Source organism: Klebsiella sp. LTGPAF-6F (assembly GCF_001753185.1).
GTDB lineage: Bacteria > Pseudomonadota > Gammaproteobacteria > Enterobacterales > Enterobacteriaceae > Klebsiella > Klebsiella michiganensis.
The window spans coordinates 3,525,525-3,547,914 of the sequence record NZ_CP017450.1 but is presented as its reverse complement, the minus strand read 5'-3'; the positions used below and the strand labels follow the sequence as shown (position 1 = coordinate 3,547,914).

The 22,390-nt window shown below is 55.5% G+C and carries 19 protein-coding genes and 3 pseudogenes; 17 read left to right on the top strand and 5 right to left on the bottom strand.

Features of this window, described 5'->3' with window-relative positions; all coding sequences use genetic code 11:
• The first annotated feature begins 54 nt into the window (after positions 1–54).
• From BJF97_RS35140 to BJF97_RS16540, 15 genes and pseudogenes are all read left to right on the top strand, one after another.
• A complete protein-coding gene (locus BJF97_RS35140; RefSeq protein WP_335601189.1) occupies positions 55–525 on the top strand; it encodes a DUF6708 domain-containing protein in 471 nt (156 codons plus the stop codon).
• A 33-nt stretch (positions 526–558) separates the two neighbouring features.
• On the top strand, positions 559–1,359 hold the full coding sequence (locus BJF97_RS16605) for a DUF6708 domain-containing protein (protein ID WP_070082936.1): 801 nt from the start codon (positions 559–561) through the stop codon (positions 1,357–1,359).
• Positions 1,360–1,392: 33 nt separating this feature from the next.
• Positions 1,393–2,193: a DUF6708 domain-containing protein gene (locus BJF97_RS16600; protein ID WP_064388269.1), complete on the top strand. Its 801-nt coding sequence runs from the start codon at positions 1,393–1,395 to the stop codon at positions 2,191–2,193.
• A gap of 33 nt (positions 2,194–2,226) precedes the next feature.
• The gene (locus tag BJF97_RS16595) at positions 2,227–3,027 is read left to right on the top strand and encodes a DUF6708 domain-containing protein (RefSeq protein WP_070082935.1); all 801 of its coding nucleotides are present in this window, start codon (positions 2,227–2,229) and stop codon (positions 3,025–3,027) included.
• A gap of 33 nt (positions 3,028–3,060) precedes the next feature.
• Positions 3,061–3,879, top strand: coding sequence for a DUF6708 domain-containing protein (locus tag BJF97_RS16590; protein ID WP_014229653.1), 819 nt, complete (start codon positions 3,061–3,063; stop codon positions 3,877–3,879).
• Between the two features lie 86 nt (positions 3,880–3,965).
• Entirely contained in the window at positions 3,966–5,189 is a 1,224-nt protein-coding gene (locus BJF97_RS16585; RefSeq protein WP_032692934.1) for a hypothetical protein, read from the top strand.
• Positions 5,186–8,656, top strand: coding sequence for an ImcF-related family protein (locus tag BJF97_RS16580; protein ID WP_032692933.1), 3,471 nt, complete (start codon positions 5,186–5,188; stop codon positions 8,654–8,656). The genes BJF97_RS16585 and BJF97_RS16580 overlap by 4 nt, the downstream gene beginning before the upstream one ends.
• Positions 8,656–8,866 (top strand): annotated as a pseudogene (locus BJF97_RS35135) (type VI secretion system protein TssA); the annotation flags it as partial. The gene BJF97_RS16580 and the pseudogene BJF97_RS35135, both read left to right, overlap by 1 nt.
• Before the next feature lie 279 nt (positions 8,867–9,145).
• Positions 9,146–9,415 (top strand): annotated as a pseudogene (locus BJF97_RS32685) (PAAR domain-containing protein); the annotation flags it as partial.
• 108 nt (positions 9,416–9,523) lie between these two features.
• Positions 9,524–11,278, top strand: a complete 1,755-nt coding sequence (tssF, locus tag BJF97_RS16565) for a type VI secretion system baseplate subunit TssF (protein ID WP_032692932.1) — start codon at positions 9,524–9,526, stop codon at positions 11,276–11,278.
• Complete coding sequence (gene tssG / locus BJF97_RS16560) at positions 11,242–12,327, top strand: type VI secretion system baseplate subunit TssG (protein ID WP_014229647.1); 1,086 nt, start codon at positions 11,242–11,244, stop codon at positions 12,325–12,327. Before tssF ends, tssG begins: the two co-directional genes overlap by 37 nt.
• Positions 12,305–12,850, top strand: coding sequence for a type VI secretion system lipoprotein TssJ (gene tssJ, locus BJF97_RS16555; RefSeq protein ID WP_032692931.1), 546 nt, complete (start codon positions 12,305–12,307; stop codon positions 12,848–12,850). Before tssG ends, tssJ begins: the two co-directional genes overlap by 23 nt.
• Positions 12,851–13,352: 502 nt before the next feature.
• Positions 13,353–14,441, top strand: a complete 1,089-nt coding sequence (locus BJF97_RS16550) for an ABC transporter substrate-binding protein (protein WP_032692929.1) — start codon at positions 13,353–13,355, stop codon at positions 14,439–14,441.
• Between the two features lie 71 nt (positions 14,442–14,512).
• On the top strand, positions 14,513–16,282 hold the full coding sequence (locus tag BJF97_RS16545) for an ABC transporter permease (protein WP_014229644.1): 1,770 nt from the start codon (positions 14,513–14,515) through the stop codon (positions 16,280–16,282).
• Positions 16,275–17,347: pseudogene (locus tag BJF97_RS16540) on the top strand (ABC transporter ATP-binding protein). Before BJF97_RS16545 ends, BJF97_RS16540 begins: the two are co-directional and overlap by 8 nt.
• Positions 17,348–17,403: 56 nt before the next feature.
• Here BJF97_RS16540 and BJF97_RS16535 read toward each other — a convergent pair.
• From BJF97_RS16535 to budA, 3 genes are read right to left on the bottom strand one after another with little or no spacing between them, the layout of a single operon-like run.
• Complete coding sequence (locus BJF97_RS16535; protein WP_025105880.1) at positions 17,404–18,174, bottom strand: (S)-acetoin forming diacetyl reductase; 771 nt, start codon at positions 18,172–18,174, stop codon at positions 17,404–17,406.
• Between the two features lie 23 nt (positions 18,175–18,197).
• Positions 18,198–19,916, bottom strand: coding sequence for an acetolactate synthase AlsS (gene alsS / locus BJF97_RS16530; RefSeq protein WP_223240638.1), 1,719 nt, complete (start codon positions 19,914–19,916; stop codon positions 18,198–18,200).
• A complete protein-coding gene (budA, locus tag BJF97_RS16525) occupies positions 19,888–20,667 on the bottom strand; it encodes an acetolactate decarboxylase (RefSeq protein WP_004851637.1) in 780 nt (259 codons plus the stop codon). Before budA ends, alsS begins: the two co-directional genes overlap by 29 nt.
• Before the next feature lie 106 nt (positions 20,668–20,773).
• Here budA and BJF97_RS16520 point away from each other — a divergent pair, with 106 nt between their 5' ends.
• On the top strand, positions 20,774–21,646 hold the full coding sequence (locus BJF97_RS16520; RefSeq protein WP_014229640.1) for a LysR family transcriptional regulator: 873 nt from the start codon (positions 20,774–20,776) through the stop codon (positions 21,644–21,646).
• Positions 21,647–21,674: 28 nt separating this feature from the next.
• Here BJF97_RS16520 and cspF read toward each other — a convergent pair whose 3' ends face one another.
• On the bottom strand, positions 21,675–21,887 hold the full coding sequence (gene cspF, locus BJF97_RS16515; RefSeq protein WP_004136705.1) for a cold shock-like protein CspF: 213 nt from the start codon (positions 21,885–21,887) through the stop codon (positions 21,675–21,677).
• Between cspF and BJF97_RS34740 the strand changes: the two genes are divergently transcribed.
• Positions 21,835–22,113: a hypothetical protein gene (locus BJF97_RS34740; protein WP_162097154.1), complete on the top strand. Its 279-nt coding sequence runs from the start codon at positions 21,835–21,837 to the stop codon at positions 22,111–22,113. The genes cspF and BJF97_RS34740 overlap by 53 nt on opposite strands.
• Here the strand turns inward: BJF97_RS34740 and BJF97_RS34925 are convergent.
• Complete coding sequence (locus BJF97_RS34925) at positions 22,058–22,228, bottom strand: YnfU family zinc-binding protein (protein ID WP_213220741.1); 171 nt, start codon at positions 22,226–22,228, stop codon at positions 22,058–22,060. The two genes, BJF97_RS34740 and BJF97_RS34925, sit on opposite strands and share 56 nt — an antisense overlap.
• Positions 22,229–22,390 lie beyond the last annotated feature (162 nt).

Below are 22,390 nucleotides of genomic sequence, written 5' to 3'. Positions count from 1 at the left end.
TCCTTGTTGTTTTGTTAAGTTTTATGTTTTTTTTTACATTGCTTTTTGTTTTGCATGAAGTTGTATTTTGTAACTCCTCGGGACCAACCCGTCCGTTTCAACAAAAAAAGACAAAATGTTTATGTTTTTAAATGTAAAAAAGATCGTATTCCGTGGTTTAAATGGCCTGTCATTATAACCCGATATAACTGGGCTGATGTTCACGGTGAAATCCGGTATTGCAGCGATCGCTACCGTTCGGGCCATCAGCTATGGGGCTCGATCTGCGAACCAGGAACGTATAATGTCATCCATCGTTTTCAGCTTGCAGACGGAGAGCCCGCAGAGTTACAGCAAGTCTGGAGTTTCCTCTGCCTGTATATGAAAGGCGAGCCAGTGCCCGCAGAGCCCAAAAATAAAGGCAGGCCCGACAGCTGGCGTCCACGAAAAGCAGACAAATGGCCGGAAGAGTGGGAGCGGGAATCCACTACCGCACCAGATGGTCGCACTCCTGTTATTCGGTTCCGTGAAACGCTGCCGGAATAAGTGATATTATGGACAGTCAACAAGGACAGGGAAATGACCGACAATTTGTTTGCTCGCGCTAAACCGAAGCTTAATCCTCCCGTCAGTGCCTGGAAAGCGGATATGCCGGAAAGCCGTGAGCCACAACTGGTGCCTCCGCGGCTTATCTGGATGAATAAGATAAATGATGTGTATCTTGAAATCCCCCGTTATGACAAAGGGATGACCTGGTGGGGCATGTTCCCATTAGCATTAGTAGTGCTTTTGTTTTTAGGGTTTATGTTAACTATGTGTGCTTTGATGCTGCAATACGTAGATGGCTACGCAATACCTTGCTTGGCAATATTGAGCGTTGTGGTTTTATCGACATTGGCATTTTTTTGTTTGAAAATTGCATTCGTTACACCTCGCGATCAGCCAATTCGTCTGAACTGCAGACGACAAAATATTTATGTCTTTAAATATAAAAAAGATCGTATTCCCTGGTTTAAATGGCCGGTCATTATAACCCGATATAACTGGGCTGATGTTCACGGTGAAATCCGGTACTGCAGCGATCGCTACCGTTCGGGCCATCAGCTATGGGGCTCGATCTGCGAACCAGGAACGTATAATGTCATCCATCGTTTTCAGCTTGCAGACGGAGAGCCCGCAGAGTTACAGCAAGTCTGGAGTTTCCTCTGCCTGTATATGAAAGGCGAGCCAGTGCCCGCAGAGCCCAAAAATAAAGGCAGGCCCGACAGCTGGCGTCCACGAAAAGCAGATAAATGGCCGGAAGAATGGGAACGGGAATCCACCACCGCACCAGATGGTCGCACTCCTGTTATTTGGTCCCGTGAAACGCTGCCGGAATAAGTGATATTATGGACAGTCAACAAGGACAGGAAAATGACCGACAATTTGTTTGCTCGCGCTAAACCGAAGCTTAACCCTCCCGTCAGTGCCTGGAAAGCGGATATGCCGGAAAACAGTGAGCCACAGCTGGTGCCACCTCAGTTGCTCTGGAAGAATAAGATAAATGATGTGTATCTTGAGATCCCCCGTTATGACAAAGGGATGACCTGGTGGGGGATGTTACCAGCAGGAATATTAATGCTGTGTTTAATGTCTTTTATGTTAATGATTTGTCTAAAGATGCAACCTTATGTTGAGGGTTTTACAATGCCCGCAATTGCATTGCTTAGTACTAGTGTTTTTATTACGTTGTCATTCTTCTGTATGAAAATATATTTTACAACTCCCCGAGATCAGCCAGTTCGTTTAAATCATAGCCGATGTAAAATTTACGTATATAAATACAAAAAAGACCGTATCCCCTGGTTTAAATGGCCGGTCATTATCACCCGATATAACTGGGCTGATGTTCATGGTGAAATCCGGTACTGCAGCGATCGCTACCGTTCGGGCCATCAGCTATGGGGCTCGGTCTGCGAACCGGGAACGTATAATGTCATCCATCGTTTTCAGCTTGCAGACGGAGAGCCCGCAGAGTTACAGCAAGTCTGGAGTTTCCTCTGCCTGTATATGAAAGGCGAGCCAGTGCCCGCAGAGCCCAAAAATAAAGGCAGGCCCGACAGCTGGCGTCCACGAAAAGCAGATAAATGGCCGGAAGAGTGGGAGCGGGAATCCACCACCGCACCAGATGGCAGCACTCCTGTTATTCGGTTCCGTGAAACGCTGCCGGAATAAGTGATATTATGGACAGTCAACAAGGACAGGAAAATGACCGACAATTTGTTTGCTCGCGCTAAACCGAAGCTTAACCCTCCCGTCAGTGCCTGGAAAGCGGATATGCCGGAAAACAGTGAGCCACAGCTGGTACCACCTCAGTTGCTCTGGATGGATAAGATAAATGATGTGTATCTTGAGATCCCCCGTTATGACAAAGGGATGACATGGTGGGGAATGATTCCATCAGCATTATTCACTTTTGGAATAATGGTTTTTGTTATATTAGTTTGCGTGCAGATATCTGAATATATAGATGGTTACGCAATGCCTGGATTGATAATGCTAAGTATCACTTTTTTTTCAACAATGATTTTATTTTGTTTGAAAATTGCATTTATAACGCCACGAGATCAGCCAGTTCGCTTAAATCGCGGTCGCCGTAAAATTTACGTATATAAATACAAAAAAGACCGTATCCCCTGGTTTAAATGGCCGGTCATTATCACCCGATATAACTGGGCTGATGTTCATGGTGAAATCCGGTATTGCAGCGATCGCTACCGTTCGGGCCATCAGCTATGGGGCTCGGTCTGCGAACCGGGAACGTATAATGTCATCCATCGGTTTCAGCTTGCAGACGGAGAGCCCGCAGAGTTACAGCAAGTCTGGAGTTTCCTCTGCCTGTATATGAAAGGCGAGCCAGTGCCCGCAGAGCCGAAAAATAAAGGCAGACCCGACAGCTGGCGTCCACGAAAAGCAGATAAATGGCCGGAAGAGTGGGAGCGGGAATCCACCACCGCACCAGATGGTAGCACTCCTGTTATTCGGTTCCGTGAAACGCTGCCGGAATAAGTGATATTATGGACAGTCAACAAGGACAGGGAAATGACCGACAATTTGTTTGCTCGCGCTAAACCGAAACTTAACCCTCCCGTCAGTGCCTGGAAAGCGGATATGCCGGAAAGCCGTGAGCCGCAACTGGTGCCTCCGCGGCTTATCTGGATGAATAAGATAAATGATGTGTATCTTGAAATCCCCCGTTATGACAAAGGGATGACCTGGTGGGGAATGATTCCATTAGGGGGCGGAGTGTTGGGTATCATTTTTTATATATTAATCGATACGATATCAACACAAATACAGAGTGATGGTAGGGACTTTATTCCATATTTTATCGCTCTGGCGGGGTTTGTCTTTTTTTTAAGTATGTTTCTAAGTTGTATTAAGATTTATTTTATTATGCCTCGAGAACAACCTGTTCGTTTAAATAAAATGAGGCAAAGGATTTTTGTTTATAAATATAAGCGCATTGATCCTATCCCCTGGATGAAATGGCCGGTCATTATCACCCGATATAACTGGGCTGATGTTCACGGTGAAATCCGGTATTGCAGCGATCGCTACCGTTCGGGCCATCAGCTATGGGGCTCGGTCTGCGAACCGGGAACGTATAATGTCATCCATCGTTTTCAGCTTGCAGACGGAGAACCCGCAGAGTTACAGCAAGTCTGGAGTTTCCTCTGTCTGTATATGAAAGGCGAGCCAGTACCCGCAGAGCCCAAAAATAAAGGCAGACCCGACAGCTGGCGTCCACGAAAAGCAGATAAATGGCCGGAAGAGTGGGAGTGGGAATCCACCACCGCTCCTGATGGCAAACAACCATCCGTTTCACACCAAAAAATATTAACTGACTCTGTAAAATAACCCCCTGGCAGGCATCTGGTGAGTTTGCTCATTGAATGCAGCCAGCCTGCTATCCATTGCCGTTACTTCAAAACAAGAATCGTACTATGCCTGTCGATCTAAAAAATATGCCTGATGTCAGCGCCAGGCCTGCATCCCCCAAATTTGCTCGCTGGATGATGGTGCTGATGATCCTGATTGGTTTCTGTATCGTCATTTCCCGTCTGGTGACGGGTAAAAATAACGTGTTGCTGACCGTGGGCGCTCCCGCGATTATGCTTGGTGGGTTGCTGTTTATTTTGTTCGTGATTTATCTGCTGCGTGCAATTTCCGCCAATGCCCGGGACAGGGAGCGGGAACAGACGATCCTCAAAGAAGTTCGCCGGGGCAGACGTGCGCTGCAAATTCTGGCGGCCGAATGCTGCACGGCACACTCCTCTGCGAATAAACCGTTCACGGCCATTGGCAGCAATCTCGTGAAAAATGAGAATGTCTTTTATCCCCAGCAATCCTGGCGCGGGGAGGAAGATACCCGTCTGAGTCAGATAGCCCGTACTGGGGGAGCCAAAGAAGAGCAGCATCTTCAGGCGTTATTCAGGGCACTAATCCGCAAACTGGCGCAGCCGCTGTCTTTCCTGCCAGCAGACAAGCCCGTAATGGTGCTTCTGGAGCACTCCTCGTCTATATCTGAGGAGGAAGCCTTCGCCCTTTTTGGGGACGCATTGCGGCAGTCAGGTATTCAGCAATCTGTTTCTACCCTTGCCGGGAGCGGTGCGCAGGCGATTGATCACTGGCTCGACCATCATATCCGCAGCGAGGCTGTCCTTCTGGTGGTGTCGTGGCAATACGCACCGCTCAATACCTCAATGTCCGCTGAAGCTATAAGCGGAATACTGCTGGGGAACCGACTGACGCAGGATATCCTTCCGCCGTTGGCCTTTCTTCACCGCCCGGAAGCCGGAGAAGGAGAGCCTGACGCATTGCACTATGCCATTACTCAGGCGCTCGATTGGGTGCCGGTTGGCGCCGAAAAGCCGGAGCATCTTTGGCTTAGTGGGGTTGATGCTGAAACCGAAGCGCATGCCGCTTTGATGAAAGGCATTAGTGCTACAGGTCTGAAAAATGTCGACCCGCAGATGGGTTTTCATAATTTCAATGATTTTCTGGGTAATCCTGGTAACGCATCACTCTGGCTTGCCGTGGCAGGTGCCACACAATCAATACAACAACAACCGGCACATCACTTACTGATTAGCCGCGATCAACAAACTGGAAAGGTCTGGAATATGGTTGTATCCCCTGCGTCTTCCGCTAAGGAGGGCGAAGCATGAGGCGCTTCCTCTCGCTATTTAAAAAACCGGAAATTGTGTTCTGGCTTTTGGTGTTAATTGTGCTGGTTTGCAGCCTTGCCGTGGTGAGTATCGTCTACTGGCTGCCTGAAAGGCTACAGCTCATCAGGGAAACCTCCGCCTGGTATGCCTGGTTGAGCGGTTCTGTGGCAGCAAGTATTGCACTGGCCATAACTGGAGTATTTCTTTTCTTTGGTGCGCGAGCTGAAGGTAAACGTAGCTTCAGTAAAGAGCGGCAAAATGCGCAGGGTGATGATGTTAAGACGCCACCAAAGAAAGATGTAACACCAGTATCTGCTGCAGTGACGACCCGTCAACAAATTCTCAACCACCTTCGTCGTCGCTACCATCTTTTCTGGCGTCGCAAAGTCCGTCTGCTGCTGATCACCGGCGATGAAGCTGCTATCGAACAGCTGGTTCCCGGCCTGCAACAGCAGCAGTGGCTCGAAGGCAACCGCACCGTGCTGATTTACGGTGGCAGCCTGGCACCGGAGCCTGACCGTGAAAAATACACCGCATTACGCAAGCTGCGCCGCGGACGCCCGCTGGACGGGATTGTCCGCGTCATGCCGCAGTCACTTAACCTGGCCCCGCAAATCAGCGACAGCGATTTACGCGGGCTGGAAAAAATCAGCGAACTGCTGCGTTATTCCGCCCCGGTCTGGCTGTGGCAGCTGTGCGACAGCAACTGGTCGCAGGGTATGCGTCCTGAGCAGGCTGTGGGGGCAAGTTTTCCCCTACGCGCAAAAGAAGACGATATTATCCGCCAGCTGGAGCGGATGCTCCCGGCCCTGCGGGCGCAGGGGGTAAGCCAGGTCGCTGAGAACAACAGCCACGACTTCCTGCTGCGTCTGGGCCAGCACCTCCAGGACGGCGGTATCGTCCGCCGGGCTCAGCAACTGCTGCCATGGCTCTACGACTCTCAGCAGCGTGTTCCTCTACGTGGCCTGATGTTCAGCCTGCCGGAGAATAAATCCGCCAGTACGTCAGCGGGAACAGCCGATGCTGAGCAATATATCCCTGAATTACAGCGCCATGCCCTGACCCTGCCGGCGACCTGGCAGGGTATCGTTGACGACTGCACCCGTGTGCGGGGCCGCCGTGTCGGCATGGCGTGGGAGAGGACGCTTGCCTGGACACTGATGACCATCATCGTTGTCTGGGGGGCGGGAATGCTGCTGTCGTTTACGGTCAACCGCCAGCAGATAGTCTCCGTCGCCGAACAGGCACATGCCCTGGTGGCGCATCCTTCCGTATCGGACAACCAGCTGACGGCCCTGCATACTCTGCGTAATGATGCCGGGCGTCTGCAGCATAATGCTCAGGAGGGCGCCCCCTGGTATCAGCGCTTCGGCCTGGACCATAACCAGCAGTTGCTCCGCGCGATGCTCCCCTGGTACGGCGTGGCCAACAACCGCCTGATACGCGACCCGGCAAATGAGGCGCTTAAGCAAAAGCTCAGTGCGCTGGCAAACTCTGCACCCAACAGCGACCAGCGGGCGCAGCTGGCGAAACCGGGCTACGACCAGCTGAAGGCCTGGCTGATGATGGCCCGGCCGGATAAAGCCGACGGCGCATTCTACGCACAGACCATGAAAACCGTGCAGCCGACGCGGACAGGTATCTCAGCCGGTCTGTGGCAGAGCCTGGCGCCGGATTTGTGGGCTTTTTACATTTCCGAACTGCCTGCGCAGCCAAAGTGGGTAATCACGCCGGATGCGCAGCTGATCAGCCAGAGCCGCCAGGTCCTGCTGCAGCAGATAGGACGGCGCAACGCGGAAAGCACGCTGTATGAGAACATGCTCAAATCCGTGCGTCGTAACTTTGCCGATGTGTCTCTGGAGGACATGACTGGCGGTACCGATGCGCGGCGACTGTTTACCACCGAGGAGGTGGTGCCGGGAATGTTTACCCGCCAGGCCTGGGATGGGGGGATTCAGCAGGCCATCGAAAAGGCGGCGAATTCCCGCCGGGATGAAATCGACTGGGTGCTCAGCGACAGCCGAAAAGCCGTCTCCTCAGACCTGTCGCCGGAAGCCCTGAAAGCGCGTCTGACACAGCGTTACTTCACTGACTTTGCCGGCAGCTGGCTGAGCTTCCTCAACAGCCTGCAGCTTAATCCGGCGAACAATATTGCAGACGTTACCGACCAGCTGACGCTGATGAGTGACGTCCGCCAGTCGCCGCTGATTGCCCTGATGAATACGCTCGCCTGGCAGGGACAGACCGGCCAGCAAAGCGAAGGCCTTTCGGATTCCATCATCAAATCGGCCAAAGACCTGGTCGGCGGAAAAGACAAACCGGTGATTGACCAGTCTGCATCAGGCCCGCAGGGGCCGCTGGATGAAACCTTTGGTCCGCTGCTTCAGCTGCTGGGCAAAAACAAAGGCAGCAACGTGATGTCGGCGGATAACACGCTGAGCCTGCAGACTTACCTGACCCGTATCACCCGCGTGCGTCTGCGCCTGCAACAGGTGGCCAGCGCTTCTGACCCGCAGGCGATGATGCAGACCCTGGCGCAGACCGTATTCCAGGGCAAAAGCGTGGACCTCACCGACACCTGGCAGTACGGCAGCCTGATTTCGGCAAGCCTTGGCGAGGAGTGGAGCGGTTTTGGCAGCACAATGTTTGTGCAGCCGCTGACTCAGGCCTGGGAGACCGTGCTTCAGCCGTCGGCAGCCAGCCTGAATGATAAATGGAGCCGCTCGGTTGTCGCGAACTGGCAAACTGCCTTTGACGGTCGTTTCCCGTTTGCCGCCAGCAAAAGTGATGCCTCCCTGCCGATGCTGGCGGAGTTTGTGCGCAAGGACAGCGGGCGCATTGAGCGCTTCCTGACGACGGAGCTCAGCGGTGTGCTGCACAAGGAGGGCAGCCAGTGGGTGCCGGATAAGGTCAACAGTCAGGGGCTGAGCTTCAACCCGGCCTTCCTGCGGGCCATTAATCAGCTGAGCCAGCTGTCGGACATTCTGTTTACCGATGGCAGTCAGGGCATCAGCTTTGAGCTGCAGGCGCGCCCTGTGCCGCAGGTGGTGGAAACGCAGTTGACCATTGATGGGCAAAAGCTGCACTACTTTAACCAGATGGCTGACTGGCAGTCCATTCGCTGGCCTGGCGACACTTACAAGCCGGGAACCATGCTGACCTGGACCACCGTTAATGCCGGTGCGCGTCTGTTTGGTGATTACAGCGGGACCTGGGGCTTTATTCGCTGGCTTAACCTGGGTAAGCGTCAGCAGCTTGACCGCAGCCAGTGGATGATGAGTTTCACCGCACCGGATGGCCGCACCCTGCAGTGGGTGCTGCGCTCACAGCTCGGAAAAGGTCCGCTGGCGCTGCTGGAATTACGCGGCTTCACGTTGCCGGATCAGATATTCAGCGTCGACAGCGCGGCTACGGCTCAGGCGCTGATGACCAAAACGGAAGACAGTGATATGGACGGAACTGAATGATGGACACTCTGCAGGATCTGGTTACTGCCTGTCAGGCAGAATGAAAATCTGCTGCGACAGCAGGCGCAGGCACGCACGGAAAGCTGGCAGCCCTGGCTTGCCCCGGTCAGCGCTACCCGTCCGAGGGGAGAGGTGCCGGGATATGACGATGATTCCCAGCTCATCCGGGAGGAGGTCAATAAACTCTCCGGCATACGCCGCGGGCTGATCAGCGGGCATCCTCAAACGTCTGTACCTGCAATAGAGTTGGCTGGAAATACCGGAGCAGGCGACCGTATCTTTTCGCGTGGCGCTAACCCTCACGCAGTGGGTGCCGGCACTGCTGTTTGAAGTGAAATCGCGCCTCCTCAGACTGCTGCGCGTGAAAGCCGCACGTAGTGAAACCGATAAAACGTGGTTACAGCCAGAGATGGACCAGCTTCTGGCCGGACTGCGGCAGGCAGTGCGGTGCTTTGCGGTTGAATGGTTGATGAACTCAGGATGTGAAAAATGGCGAAAGGTTATTATCTGGTAAAGGGTGACATGACCACTTGTGGTGGAAAAATTCTTGGAGGTGATCCGACCGATACCGTCATGGGGATCCCTGTAGCCCGGGAGCAGGAGAATGTGACCTGCGGAAAACATGCCGGCACGTACAAAATAGTGGGACATATTCCGAACAATAATGCCAGTGGGCGGAAATATGCTGGTTCGCTACATAGCACCAGCAGTTGCCCCTGCGGCGCAAAATTTATCCCTTCCCGGCATGAACGTACTTATGGTGGCTAATGACAGCATCTGCCATCGTTATGTTTTTTAACCTTATGCTGAAGTTACTACAGGGCGCAGCTGTGCTCTGAATCCAACGGAAATAAAGCAAAAATAAATATGGACGACTTAACCCTGCGTTATTACGACGCCGAAATGCGCTACCTGCTGGAAGCCGGCGAAGAGTTTGCCCGCGCTCACCCCGAGCAGGCGGCAATGCTCAATCTCGATAAAGCGGGTGCGCGCGACCCGTACGTGGAGCGCCTGTTTGAGGGCTTTGCCTTCCTGATGGGTCGTCTTCGCGAGAAACTCGATGACGACCTGCCGGAACTGACCGAAGGGCTGGTCAGCCTGCTGTGGCCGCAATACCTGCGCACCATTCCGTCGATGTCGGTGGTGGAGTTCACGCCCGACTGGCGCGAGATGAAAGAGAAGATGCGTATCGTCAAAGGTTTCGAGGTCAATTCGCAGCCGATCGGCGAGAAGGGCACGCGCTGCCGGTACACCACCACCAAAGAAATCACCCTTCAGCCGCTGTCGCTGGAGCATGCCCGTCTGTCGACTGACCCTGACGGGCGTTCGGTCATCAACCTGCGCTTTAACTGCAGCCATCTCGCCGACTGGAGTCGTGCCGATCTCAGCCAGATCCCGTTCTACTTCAATGCTGACGCACCGCTGGCCAGCGCCATGCATGAAGCCTTTACCATGAACACGGCGCGTCTCTGGCTGCGGATGCCGGGTGATACGGACAGAAAGCCACTCGACGGGTATTTCACCGCGCTGGGATTCGGCGATGATGACGGGCTGTGGCCGAAGGACAGCAGCAGCTTTAGCGGTTATCAGCTTTTGCTGGAGTACTTCACCTTCCGCGAAAAGTTCATGTTCACGGGCCTGCGCGGGCTGGAGACCGTGGTCTTTCCGGCTGAGCTTCCGTGGTTTGAAATCGACGTGGTGCTGGCGGAACGCTGGGAGCATGACTTCAGCTTTACCGAAAAACATCTGCGCCTGAACTGTGTGCCGGTGATTAACCTGTTTCCGCTGGAATCTGACCCGCTGACGCTGAATTCACTGCAGACCGAATACATGCTGCGCCCGATGCGCGTGCAGGATGGCCATACCGAGATTTATGCTGTCGATTCGGTGATATCCTCAAGCCAGTATACCTATGTACCGTTCTCCAGTTTCCGCCACAAAGGCGGCATGATGCGCCATGAAGCGCCGGAGTATTACTACCACACCCGCGTGCGCCGTGGTCCGTCAGGACTGTATAACACGTGGCTTATCCTCGGCGGCGAAGCCTTTGATAATCACACGGTGCCGGAAAACGAAAGCCTGTCCCTCACGCTCACCGGTACCAATGGCCAGCTGCCGCGACGCGCATTACAAAGCACCGTGCTGGATACGGTGATGAAAAGCACCTCGGCCAGCGTCGCCGTGCGTAACCTGTGTGCGCCGACGCTGCCCTGCTATCCCCCGGCACAGGACCGTTTTCACTGGCGCGTGCTGAGCCACCTCGGCAGCGGGTTTCTGTCGATGATGGATAATGCCGACGTGCTGCGCGGCACCCTGGCGCTGTATGAATGGACCGACAGCGAGATGAACCGCCGTCGCCTGGAAGCCATTATTGACGTGAAGCACAGTGAGACCGGGCGATTTGAGCAGGGCTACCTGGTACGCGGCGTGCAGATTGAGGTGACGCTCGACAGCCACGGCTTTGCCGGGCGCGGCGACATCTGCCTGTTCGGCGAGATGCTGAGCCGCTTCTTCGCGCTCTACACCGACATCTATCTGTTTAACCGCCTGATTATTATTCTGCAACCGACCGGAGAGCGCCTGGAATGGGAAGAGAAGCACAACCGCCGCATTCCCGGCTGAGCCCGCGGCTGGCAGCCGACCTGCACCGCATGAATTTTTATCGCTTCTGCCAGCTTCTGGAGAAGCGTAATCCGGACAGGCCGCTGATGGGGTCAACCAGCCACCCTGCTGATGACCCGGTGCGGTTTGCGCCGCATCCGGGGATGGGGTTTCCGGGCAGCGAACTGAAAGCTGTCGAATATGACGAGGATGATGACAGCAGGCCACCGCTCATCCGCACAACCTTTATGGGGATGTACGGTGTCGACTCACCCCTGCCGACAGCCTATCTTGATGACATCACTCAGTGCCGTGAAGGGCATGAGGTGCTACAGGGCTTTCTGGATATCTTCAGCCACCGCATCCTGACGCAGTTTTACCGCATCTGGCGGAAATACTCTTATCCGGCCACGTTTGAGGCAGGGGGAACTGACAGCATTTCGCAGTCGCTGCTGGGTCTGGTGGGGCTGGGCATACCGGGAACCGCAAACCACATCGCCACACCGGTATCCCGCTTTCTGGCGCTGCTCGGTGTGCTGCGCCAACCCGGCAAAACCCAGGAGGGGATGCAGGCGCTGGTGAGACTGCTGGCCCCGGATACTACGGTGCAGGTGAGTCCGTACTGCCTGCGGCCGGTGGAGATCGGCCAGCCGCTGGGTTTTTACGGCGATGACGATTTTCTGCTGGACGGCAATACGCCGCTGGGGGAAGAAGCGATGGATGCGGGCAGTCAGCTGCTGGTTGCGCTCAGGACGGATAACGAACAGGAAGCGCAGGGCTGGAAACCGGATGGTCTGCTGTATCAGGATTTTCTGGTGATGCTGCGTGTTTATCTCGGCTGGCGTTTTAAGGCCAGGATCACCCTGACCACCCGGACCCGACTGCTGGCCGTCCCGCCGCTCGGCGAAGAACCTTTCTGGCTCGGCATGAACGGCGTGCTGGGAGCGGAGGAGGGGGCGTTTGCGGACGATCTCCCGCTGACCTTTACGACAGAACTGGGTTACTACACCGGGCTGGCGCCTGCGAAACCACAACAAGGAAATCGACGTGCTAAGTACAAATTTGATTAAACCCGCGTGCTGGCTATCTGCACTACTGGCGTTCAGCCTGGCAGGCTGTGGGGTGACGCAGAGTATTACGGATGGCACCAAAGCGGTGTATACGGCGGTGTTTTATAAGAAGATTAAGGTGCTGCATCTGGATTTTACAGCCCGTGAAGCACTGAATACGGATTCCCGCGAGAGTAACTCACTGTCTGAGCCGGTGGTGGTTCGTGTCTACCAGTTGAAAGACCGCAAAAACTTCGACAAAACGGTTTATCAGCAACTCCTCAAGAACGGCGACACGATCCTGAAAGCCGACCTGCTGGCGACCCGCGACGTGGTGATAAAGCCGGGTGGGGATGCGAATCTTGATATGCCAATGGAAGAAGGCGCGCAGTTTGTCGCGGTGGCCGGACTGTTCCGCCATCCGGATATGGTCAACAATACCTGGAAGCAGGTTCTCAGACGTGAAGATCTCGATCCGGATAAACCCCGTGTTCTGGAAGCCGGAAATAACCACCTTGCATTACAGCCGCTGAAGGAGGACTAATGCCACAGGGACACACCCCCCCCTCGCTGTATGAAATGCTAAGTGGTAATCCCGCCAGCCAGCAATGACGTCAAGGACATAGCGGAGATAGCTTTCTGGCTACATAGGCCTGGTTCCATTTTAAATTCAGGAGAATGGCGAGTTCATTTGATGAAATGCCTTTTCATTACGTTATTTAACAGCTCAATTGTAAGGCCGATCGCAAAATTTACCCTGATGGCAATATCCATAAGCGCGATTGATGTTCGCCCGGCGCCAGCGGGTATTATTTTTGTGTGCAAGAAAACGCAACACTGAGGGGGTAAAAAAACAAAAAAATTAATGTTTTCTTAATATTCCCGCCCAACAGCCTTTATCTCTTTAGCCGCGCCCCACGAATCTCCCTTTAAATTACGCCAGCGTCACAAAAGCCGTAAAAAAACAAACCCCGGCGTTGCAAGGCTCTGGTGTCCCACTATATGTTAAATTTACGTTTAATAATTGATGCCTAAAGGTTGATTTTATGTATATAAAAATTAGTGGCTTAGTGATTTCACTGACGGCAGCTATCTCCGGACAGGTCCTTGCCGCAGTTCCTCAGGGCTATCCGGCGGATTATCAAAAGGTGGTGGATGCCGGGATTAAAGAAGGCAAAGTGGTTATCTATTCAACGACCGATACCAAGGCCGCAGGCCCGTTAATTAAAGGCTTTGAAGCGCAATATCCCGGCATTAAAGTTGAATATAACGATATGAACAGCACCGAATTGTACAACCGCTATATCAGCGAACAGGCGGCGGGTGGCGGCAGCGGCGACGTGGTCTGGAGCTCTTCCATGGATACGGCGCTGAAGCTCGCCACCGATTACGCCGAAGAGTACGCCTCGCCGGAGCGGGATAAGCTGCCAAAATGGGCGGTCTGGCAACAGAAAGCCTACGGCACGACCTACGAGCCGGTGGTCTTTATCTACAATAAGCGGCTGATCCCTCAGGGCGAAGTACCGGACTCGCATACCGCGCTGGCGAAGCTGATCGCCGGCCAGGCCGATAAATTCAAAGGTAAGGTCACGACTTATGACATTGAAAAATCAGGTCTGGGTTTTATGCTGGCGGTACAGGACAGCAAAGCCGATGCCAGCTACTTTGACGATCTGGCGGGCATAGCGAAAGGCGGCCTGACCGTGCAATCGTCCACCGGTACGATGATGGAGCGCGTCTCCTCCGGGGAAAACCTGATTGGCTACAATATTCTCGGATCCTACGCGGAGGCGCGGGCCAAAAACGATCCTTCGCTCGGCATCTCCTATCCGAAAGATTATGTACTGGTGCTCTCGCGGGTCTCTTTTATTACCGCAGAAGCCGAGCACCTTAATGCCGCGAAGCTGTGGTTTGATTACGTGCTGTCGGAAAAGGGACAAAGCATCCTGGCGAACCAGGCCGATATTCCCTCCCTGCGCAATGATATCGAAGGTAAAAATGATATCGACGGTATGACCAAAATGCTTGGCAGCGCGCTGAAGCCTATTCCGGTCGATGAAACGCTGCTGGCGTATCTTGAGCCGAAACAACGACTGGAATTTATCAAACAGTGGCGTACCGCCGCGGCGAAATAACCCTCCGGCGCTGCGCATCATTTCAGGATGCGCAGCCCGCTTAACGCCCGCCAGGTTTAAAGGGATCGCTTATGAATGTCTTACGTCGAAAATGGCAGGGTTTGCCGCGCGGTATCGTCGTCGTGATGACGGCGCTGGCGATTTATGTCCCGCTGTTATTTATCGTGGTGCAGAGCTTTCTCTCGGCGCCTTTTTTTGCCCGCACGAAATCGTTCAGCCTCGAAGCCTTCGCTTTCATCTTTAGCGACCCGGATTTTTATCTGGCGCTCAAGTCCGGCTTTATTCTGGCGTTTGGTCTGGTGGCGATTGCCATCCCCCTCGGCGGGATCCTCGCCTTTTTAATGGTACGTACCGATTTGCCCGGGCGGCGGTTTATCGAGCCGCTGATTCTGGTACCGATTTTCGTTTCGCCGATGGTACTGGGCTTTGGTTACGTGGTGGCGGCCGGGCCGGTGGGCTTCTTTTCGCAGTGGGCCGAGCAGCTGATCGGCTTCGTGCCGTGGAATATTTACTCGATGTTCAGCATCGTGGTAATTGCCGGGCTGACGCACGTTCCGCATGCCTATCTCTATATCTCTTCCGCGCTGCGCAGCGTCGGATCGGATGTCGAGGAGGCCGCGCGGACGGTGGGCGCATCGCCGCTGCAGGTGATGACCTCGGTGAGCCTGCCGATGGTGCGACCGTCGATACTCTACGCCTGCGTACTGCTGTTTTTCCTCGGCCTGGAGGTATTTGGCCTGATGCTGGTGCTGGGCGATCCGGAAGGCAACATGGTGCTGGCGACCTATCTTTATAAGCTCACCAACAAGCTCGGCACGCCTTCTTATCACCTGATGGCGGCGGTGGCGGTGGTCCTGATCTGCATCACCGTTCCGCTGGTGATGCTCCAGCGCCGCCTGATGCGCACCGCCAACCGCTTTGTCACCATGAAGGGAAAAGCGTCCCAGGCCCGCGCGCTGCCGCTGGGGAAGTGGCGCTGGGTCGCCGGGGTTGTGGTGGTGGCATGGCTGACGGTCACCATTGGGGTGCCGCTGATCGGCGTGGCGCTGCGGGCCTTTATTTCAAACTGGGGCGTGGGCGTTTCGCTGTGGGATGAACTCTCGCTGGCGACGTTCCGTAACATCTGGCAGCAGCCGAATCTGCTGCGCGCCATCGTTAACTCTATGGCGATTGGGGTGATTGGCGGCGCGCTGGCGGTGGTCTGCTATCTGTTCGTGGGCATCGCGATGCACCGCAAACCGGATAACGTCACGCGCTTTCTGGACTATAGCGTGCTGGTGCCGCGTGCGGTGCCCGGGCTGCTGGCCGGGCTGGCGTTTCTGTGGGTATTTCTGTTTCTGCCGATGTGGCTCGATCAGTCGCTGAAAAACGGCTGGCTCTCGGCGCTGCCGGTGGCAGACTGGCTGCGTGAACATCTGATCGTTCAGCTGCGCGCGCTGCGTAACACCATTTTTAGCGTCTGGCTGGCCTATACCGTCGTATGGATGGCTTACGGGCTGCGGCTCATCTCCTCGACGCTGCTGCAGGTAGCGCCGGAGCTGGAGGAGGCCGCACGCAGTACCGGCGCATCGCGCGGGCAGATCACCCGCCACGTCACGGTTCCGCTGTCGCGCTACGGCTTAATCGGCTCCTGGCTGCTGATGTTTCTTATCTTCGAGCGCGAATATTCCACCGGGGTTTATCTGCTCTCTCCGGGCACCGAAACCATCGGTTCGATGCTGGTGTCGCTGTGGGCGGCGGGGGCTATCGATATCGTTGCCGCGCTCTCCTTTATTAATATTCTGCTGGTGGTCGTGGGCCTGGGTATCGCCCTGCGCTTTGGAGTGAAATTACATGATTGAATTATCGGTAGAAAACCTGCATCTGACCTACGGTGATAACCCGGTGCTCAAGGGCGTGTCAATGGAGCTGAAGCGGGGAGAGGTGGTCTCGCTGCTCGGGCCATCGGGCAGCGGAAAAACCACGCTGCTGCGGGCGGTCGCCGGGCTGGAGAAGCCGACCAGCGGCATTATCACTATTGGTAAAACCCGCGTTTATGACGGCAACCCGCGTAGCGAAATCCCGGCGGAGGCGCGCAACCTGGGGCTGGTATTTCAGTCCTACGCGCTGTGGCCGCATAAAACGGTGTTTGAAAACGTGGCGTATCCGCTGAAGCTGCGTAAGGTTGCCGCCGCGGAGATCAAGCAGCGGGTGCAGACCGTGCTTGAACAGCTGGGTCTGGGGCATCTTGGCAATCGCCATCCGCACCAGCTCTCCGGAGGGCAGCAGCAGCGCGTGGCCATCGGCCGGGCGCTGGTTTACAACCCGCCGGTGATTCTGCTGGATGAGCCGCTGTCGAACCTTGACGCCAAGCTGCGGGAAGAGGCGCGGGTCTTTTTGCGCGAGCTGATCGTCAAGCTGGGGCTGTCGGCGCTGATGGTCACGCACGATCAGAACGAGGCGATGGCGATTTCCGATCGCATTCTGCTGCTCAATAACGGGGTGATCGAGCAGCAGGGAACGCCGCAGGAGATGTACGGTAGCCCGAGAACGCTATTTGCCGCCGAGTTTATGGGCAGCAATAACCGGCTGCATGGCACCGTCACCGCTCTGGATAATGGTCGGGCGCGAATTGAGGGCGCCAGTTGGGCGCTGTGGGGGGATGGTCGGGGAGGGGGGTCAAGGTGGGGGAGGAGGCGACGGCGGTGATCCGCGTTGAACGCCTGCGCATCGCCTCAGCGCCTGAGGAGAATATGCTGGCACTGCCGCTGCTGACCAGTATGTATCTCGGCGACCGCTGGGAGTACCTGTTTCGCACCGAGGGCGATGATTTCGCCATTCGCGCCTACGGCAGCGCGCTGCGCGATGCCGAGCGCTGCCATCTGGCCTTGCCCGTCAGCGACCTGTGGATCTTCCCTAAAGGGTGAGATAAAAAAGCCCCGGCGCTGAAGCCGGGGCAAACCATGTCAGAGCTTATTTATTATTAGCTAAATACCATGCCGCCATCGATCAGCAGCGATTGGCCGGTCATATAGCTGGAGTCCGGACCGGCGAGATAAGAGACGCAGGCCGCGACGTCTTCCGGCTCTGAAAGCCGTCCAAGGGTAATGCGTTTGGCGAACTCCTGGGTCCCGTAGCCCAGCGGTTTACCCGCCGCTTCGGAAACCTGACGGTCGATTTCCGCCCACATTGGGGTTTTAACGATCCCCGGGCAGTAGCCGTTAACGGTAATTCCCAGATGCGCCAGATCGCGGGCGGCGGTTTGCGTCAGGCCGCGCACGGCAAACTTACTTGAGCTATAGACCGCCAGTTCCGGGTTACCCACGTGGCCCGCCTGGGAGCAGGCGTTGATGATTTTGCCGCCGTGGCCCTCTTTTTTAAACGCCTCTACCGCGGCCTGGATACCCCAGATAACGCCTTTGACGTTGATATTGTAGACTTTATCGATCACGTCCTCGCGAATCTCTTCGATAGGCGTGGAGGGGGCCACCCCGGCGTTGTTCACAATCACGTCAAAACCGCCGAGGCCCTTCCGCGCCTGTTCTACGGCGGCAAAAACCTGGTCGCGTTTAGAGACATCCACCTTCACCGCCAGCGCCTGGCCGCCGCCGCGGTTAATTTCATCGGCGACCGCCTGTGCGGTGGCGTCATTGTAATCGGCGATAGCCACGGCAAAACCATCTTTAACCAGGCGAAGGGCGATAGCTTTCCCGATGCCCTGGCCCGCGCCGGTCACGAGTGCGACTTTTTTCATTGCTGGATTCCTTCTGTAGTGACTCAAAGTATTTGACTGAGATGAAGCTGACCCATCAGCAGCGGGTTGTCGCTGTAATCAACGGGGATGGCGACCACGGCGGGGCCGTCGACGTCCATCGCCGCCCGCAGCGTCGGCTCAAGGGCGGCGGCGCTCTCAACCGCAAACCCTTTGGCGCCGAAGGCTTCGGCGTAGGCTTTAAAGTCCACCGGACCGAACTCAACGCCGGAGAGCCGCTGGTATTTTTTCTCTTCCTGAATCGCCACCATGTTGTAGCCGTTATCGACCCAGATGATATGCAGGACGTTAGCTTTTAGCCGTACGGCGGTCTCCAGCTCCATACTGGATTGCAGGAAGCCGCCGTCGCCGGAAACCGAAACCACTTTGCGCTGCGGATTCACCAGCCAGGCGCCAATCGCCCACGGCAGCGCCACCCCCATGGTCTGCTGGCCGTTGGAAATCATGACCTGACGGGCGCGGAAGCTGTAGAGATAGCGGGCGATCCAGATATGAAAGCTCCCCATATCGACGGTCAGCGTTACGTCGCTGTTGACGATGTCCTGCATGGCGCGAACGATGCGCAGCGGATGAAGGGCAAACTGGTTCAGCTGCGCGCCGCGGCGGTCGAGCAGCTCCCGCTGATGCTGGCGGTCAACCAGGATCTCGGCGGCCTGCGGCGACAGCACCAGCTGGTGGTCGATACGCTGAGAGAGTTTGTTCAGGGTGGCGGCAATATTGCCGACCAGCTCGATGTCCGGGGTATAGTTGCGCTCTTCGTAAGCCGGCAGCACGTCGATATGCACCAGCGTGGCGTTGCCGTTATTCCACATGGCCGGTTCGTACTCCACCGGGCTATAGCCGATGCAGATGACCAGGTCGGCGAGATGCAGGAGTCGATCCCCCGCCTGGTTATTGAACAGCCCAACCCGCCCGGCGAAGCGGGTAAAGTGGTCCTGATTCACCGCGCCGGCGGCCTGATAGGTGCTGGTAACCGGGATATGGCTTTTTTTCAGCAATTCACGCAGCGCCGCGCTGTTTTCCGCCTGGCTGGCCATCAGGCCGAGCAGGAATATCGGATTTTTAGCGCCGGCAATCATCTTCGCGACTCGCTCAATGGCTTGGTCCGGCGCCGCGCCGGTCTGCGGCGCATCGCTGGCGGGCAGAACCCTGGCGTGGACCGGCCCGTCGACCACGTCCTGCGGCAGGCTGACGAAGGCGCTGCCGGGGCGTCCCTGCTCGGCGGCGCGAAACGCGTTGGAAACCACTTCCGCCAGCGCTTCCGCGGCGGTGACTTCCACCGAGTATTTGGTTACCGGACTAAACATCGCCACCGTATCCATACTCTGGTGCACCTGTTTGGCCTTGTCGGCGCGTTTTACCGCACCGCCCAGCGCCACCACCGGGTCGCCTTCGCTGTTTGCGGTGGCCATGCCGGTAATCAGGTTAGAGCAGCCGGGGCCGGACGTGACCAGCGCGACGCCCGCTTTCCCGGTGATGCGGCCAACCGCGGCGGCCATAAACGCGGCGTTGGCTTCGTGGCGTACCGGAATAATGCGAATGGAGGAGTCCAGCAGCGAATCGAAGACTTTATCGATTTTGGCCCCTGGAATGCCGAACACCTGTTGTACGCCCTGCGCCTCAAGCTGGCTGACGATAAGGTCGGCGCCGTGCGCCCACTGGCGCGGTTGATGTTGATTATCCACGAGAATCTCCTTAGTTTTCGACTGAGCGAATGGCGGCATCAAGATTGTCAGGATGCAGATCCGCCTGCAGGAAGGCGCTATCGGCAGGAAGGTCAATCATCAATTTGTGGATCTCACCAAAGGTCAGCACGCCGTGGTCGAGCTGATAATCGAGCAGATGGCCGCCGCCCTGGCGGTCATCGGTGATGAAGTGTTCGTGGTAGCCGGCAACGTTAATGCCCTGCATATGCTGCGGCGTGCGAAACCCCACCAGCACCCCTTCGCGCTGGTTGAAGCGGAAAACGGGCTGGTCGTCGAGCACGTCGGTCATCGCCCGGTAGGGCGGCGTCTGGCGCGGTACGGTGCGGGTATGGGCGTGGCGAAAATGGCCGTTGATACGCAGGGCGCAGAACAGATTATCGGAGGGGATTTGCCGGTCGATAATGTCGTGCAGCTGTTCGCGGCTGACCGGTTTATCAAACGTTTTGCGGTACTGCGGCTGAAACCAGGTCATCACCGCGAAGGGCGTACGCTGCTCCATGCGGGCTTTGCGGGCGCTGCCGTCGGCGCGCAGCTGGTAAACCTCGCTGCTAAACGCGATCAGCTCGCCGTCCAGTTCATTAAAGGTGCCCAGGCCGAAATCGCCGTGGGTGAGCAAATCGGCGATGGTGGTATTGCCCTCATAAACGCCGCTCAACAGCGCGCTCATCAGAGAAGTCTGGTAGATGACGCTATCGGGATGTTGCGCGGAAAATCCTCGTAGAGTTTCACACAGGCTCTCTTCGCAAGAGCATTCAGCAGAATGGTTCATTACCCGCTTCCTCGTTCAACGAATATCAGAAAGGTTAAATAAATGTTGACGCGATTCAGCTCACAGTTCCAATATAGAATCTATGATTGTTTGAGACGTTTTCGATATGGAACTTCGTTATCTGCGCTACTTCGTCGCCGTCGCTGAGGCGCGACACTTCACTAAAGCGGCAAAAGAACTTGGTATCTCCCAGCCGCCATTAAGCCAGCAAATACAGAGACTTGAACGGGAAATTGGCACACCGCTTTTCCGCCGTTTAACCCGCGGCGTCGAGCTGACGGAAGCGGGGGAGTCTTTCTATGAGGATGCCTGCCAGATCCTGGCATTAAGCGACGCGGCGCTGGAAAAGACCAAGGGGATCGCCCGCGGGTTGAACGGCCGACTCTCGCTGGGCATTACCAGTTCTGATGCCTTTCATCCGCAGATCTTTAGCCTGCTCCAGCAGTTTCAGCACAGTCACCCGGGAGTCACGTTACATCAGGTCGAGGGCAATATGGCGACGCTGATGGGGGCGCTTGGCGAAGCGGAGCTGGATATCGCTTTTGTGCGCCTGCCCTGTGAAAGCAGTAAAGCGTTCAACCTGCGAATTATCGACCAGGAGCCGATGGTGATTGCGCTGGCGCGTTCGCATCCGCTGTCGTCCCACAGCGAGCTGACGCTGGAGCAGTTAACGGACGTGGCGCCGATTCTTTTCCCGCGGGAAGTGGCTCCGGGGCTGTATGAGCTGGTGTATAACAGCTATCTGCGCGCCGGTATTGATATGCAACGAACGTATCAGTCATCGCAAATATCATCGTCGTTAAGCATGGTGGAGGCCGGATTCGGGTTTGCGCTGGTGCCGCAGTCCATGACCTGCATCACGCTACCTAACGTCAGCTATCACCCTTTGTCGGGCACGCCGCTAAAAACCGATATTGCTATCGCCTGGCGACGCTACGAGCGCTCGCGCACGGTGAAGCGTTTTCTGGCCATGTTTTAATCCGCTCGGTAGCGCCTGGAGCCGGTGTTTACGAAAGATAGACATTGGCGGCGGTTGGCCCTCGCAGTCCGTTAACGCGACGAAATTCAACGCGGATTCCCGGGCTGATTGTGGTGGGTTCGCCGGGCGATAATGCGGAAATATGAACCTGAACGTCTTTGCGACCATCTGAGGGGATTATCAGGCCTTTGCCTGTTTTATTATCAAATGCTTTGACAATACCTGTCATTTTTTGGAACAACGAAATACCTTTTAAATATGAAAACCGCCACGACTATACAGTAAGCGCGCGGGAAGTCTATTCAAATCAAAATAAAACCCGCGCTGGCGGGCTTTTTTTCGCCAAAAGAGATCGGCGCTGGCTGATTATTGCTCAGCCACGCGCGGCAATCGGCATCTGGCAAGAGAAAATTATGCAGCGGGTCGTGATGAGGACTGAAAGAGTTTATGGCAGTAGGGACAAATGAGTTGTGCACCTTTTTGGACTCGGCTGAAGCTGTGTTCTGAATCCTGGGAGCAGTTAGGGCAGGAGCATTTAACGAGATAATTACGGCGAGTTTTAGCGTCTTTGCGTTCTGACATATGATATTTCCTGATTTAAGAGCGTATGACCATACAGCATTCTAAAGAAAATAGCTCTAACTCATTCTTCGCAGCGGTGGCTCAGGCTGTGAGCGGCAGGACGAAAAAAAGATCCAGCGGAAGCGTGCAGGAGAAGATTTTCCTCTACCTTTTGTGATTAAC

What these genes read in the sequence shown, in the direction of transcription:
- BJF97_RS35140 (WP_335601189.1), top strand. Translation starts at nt 55, where the DNA reads ATGAAGTTGTATTTTGTAACTCCTCGGGACCAACCCGTCCGTTTCAAC.
- BJF97_RS16605 (WP_070082936.1), top strand. Translation starts at nt 559, where the DNA reads ATGACCGACAATTTGTTTGCTCGCGCTAAACCGAAGCTTAATCCTCCC.
- BJF97_RS16600 (WP_064388269.1), top strand. Translation starts at nt 1,393, where the DNA reads ATGACCGACAATTTGTTTGCTCGCGCTAAACCGAAGCTTAACCCTCCC.
- BJF97_RS16595 (WP_070082935.1), top strand. Translation starts at nt 2,227, where the DNA reads ATGACCGACAATTTGTTTGCTCGCGCTAAACCGAAGCTTAACCCTCCC.
- BJF97_RS16590 (WP_014229653.1), top strand. Translation starts at nt 3,061, where the DNA reads ATGACCGACAATTTGTTTGCTCGCGCTAAACCGAAACTTAACCCTCCC.
- BJF97_RS16585 (WP_032692934.1), top strand. Translation starts at nt 3,966, where the DNA reads ATGCCTGTCGATCTAAAAAATATGCCTGATGTCAGCGCCAGGCCTGCA.
- BJF97_RS16580 (WP_032692933.1), top strand. Translation starts at nt 5,186, where the DNA reads ATGAGGCGCTTCCTCTCGCTATTTAAAAAACCGGAAATTGTGTTCTGG.
- tssF (WP_032692932.1), top strand. Translation starts at nt 9,524, where the DNA reads ATGGACGACTTAACCCTGCGTTATTACGACGCCGAAATGCGCTACCTG.
- tssG (WP_014229647.1), top strand. Translation starts at nt 11,242, where the DNA reads ATGGGAAGAGAAGCACAACCGCCGCATTCCCGGCTGAGCCCGCGGCTG.
- BJF97_RS16550 (WP_032692929.1), top strand. Translation starts at nt 13,353, where the DNA reads ATGTATATAAAAATTAGTGGCTTAGTGATTTCACTGACGGCAGCTATC.
- BJF97_RS16545 (WP_014229644.1), top strand. Translation starts at nt 14,513, where the DNA reads ATGAATGTCTTACGTCGAAAATGGCAGGGTTTGCCGCGCGGTATCGTC.
- BJF97_RS16535 (WP_025105880.1), bottom strand. Translation starts at nt 18,174, where the DNA reads ATGAAAAAAGTCGCACTCGTGACCGGCGCGGGCCAGGGCATCGGGAAA.
- alsS (WP_223240638.1), bottom strand. Translation starts at nt 19,916, where the DNA reads ATGCCGCCATTCGCTCAGTCGAAAACTAAGGAGATTCTCGTGGATAAT.
- budA (WP_004851637.1), bottom strand. Translation starts at nt 20,667, where the DNA reads ATGAACCATTCTGCTGAATGCTCTTGCGAAGAGAGCCTGTGTGAAACT.
- BJF97_RS16520 (WP_014229640.1), top strand. Translation starts at nt 20,774, where the DNA reads ATGGAACTTCGTTATCTGCGCTACTTCGTCGCCGTCGCTGAGGCGCGA.
- BJF97_RS34925 (WP_213220741.1), bottom strand. Translation starts at nt 22,228, where the DNA reads ATGTCAGAACGCAAAGACGCTAAAACTCGCCGTAATTATCTCGTTAAA.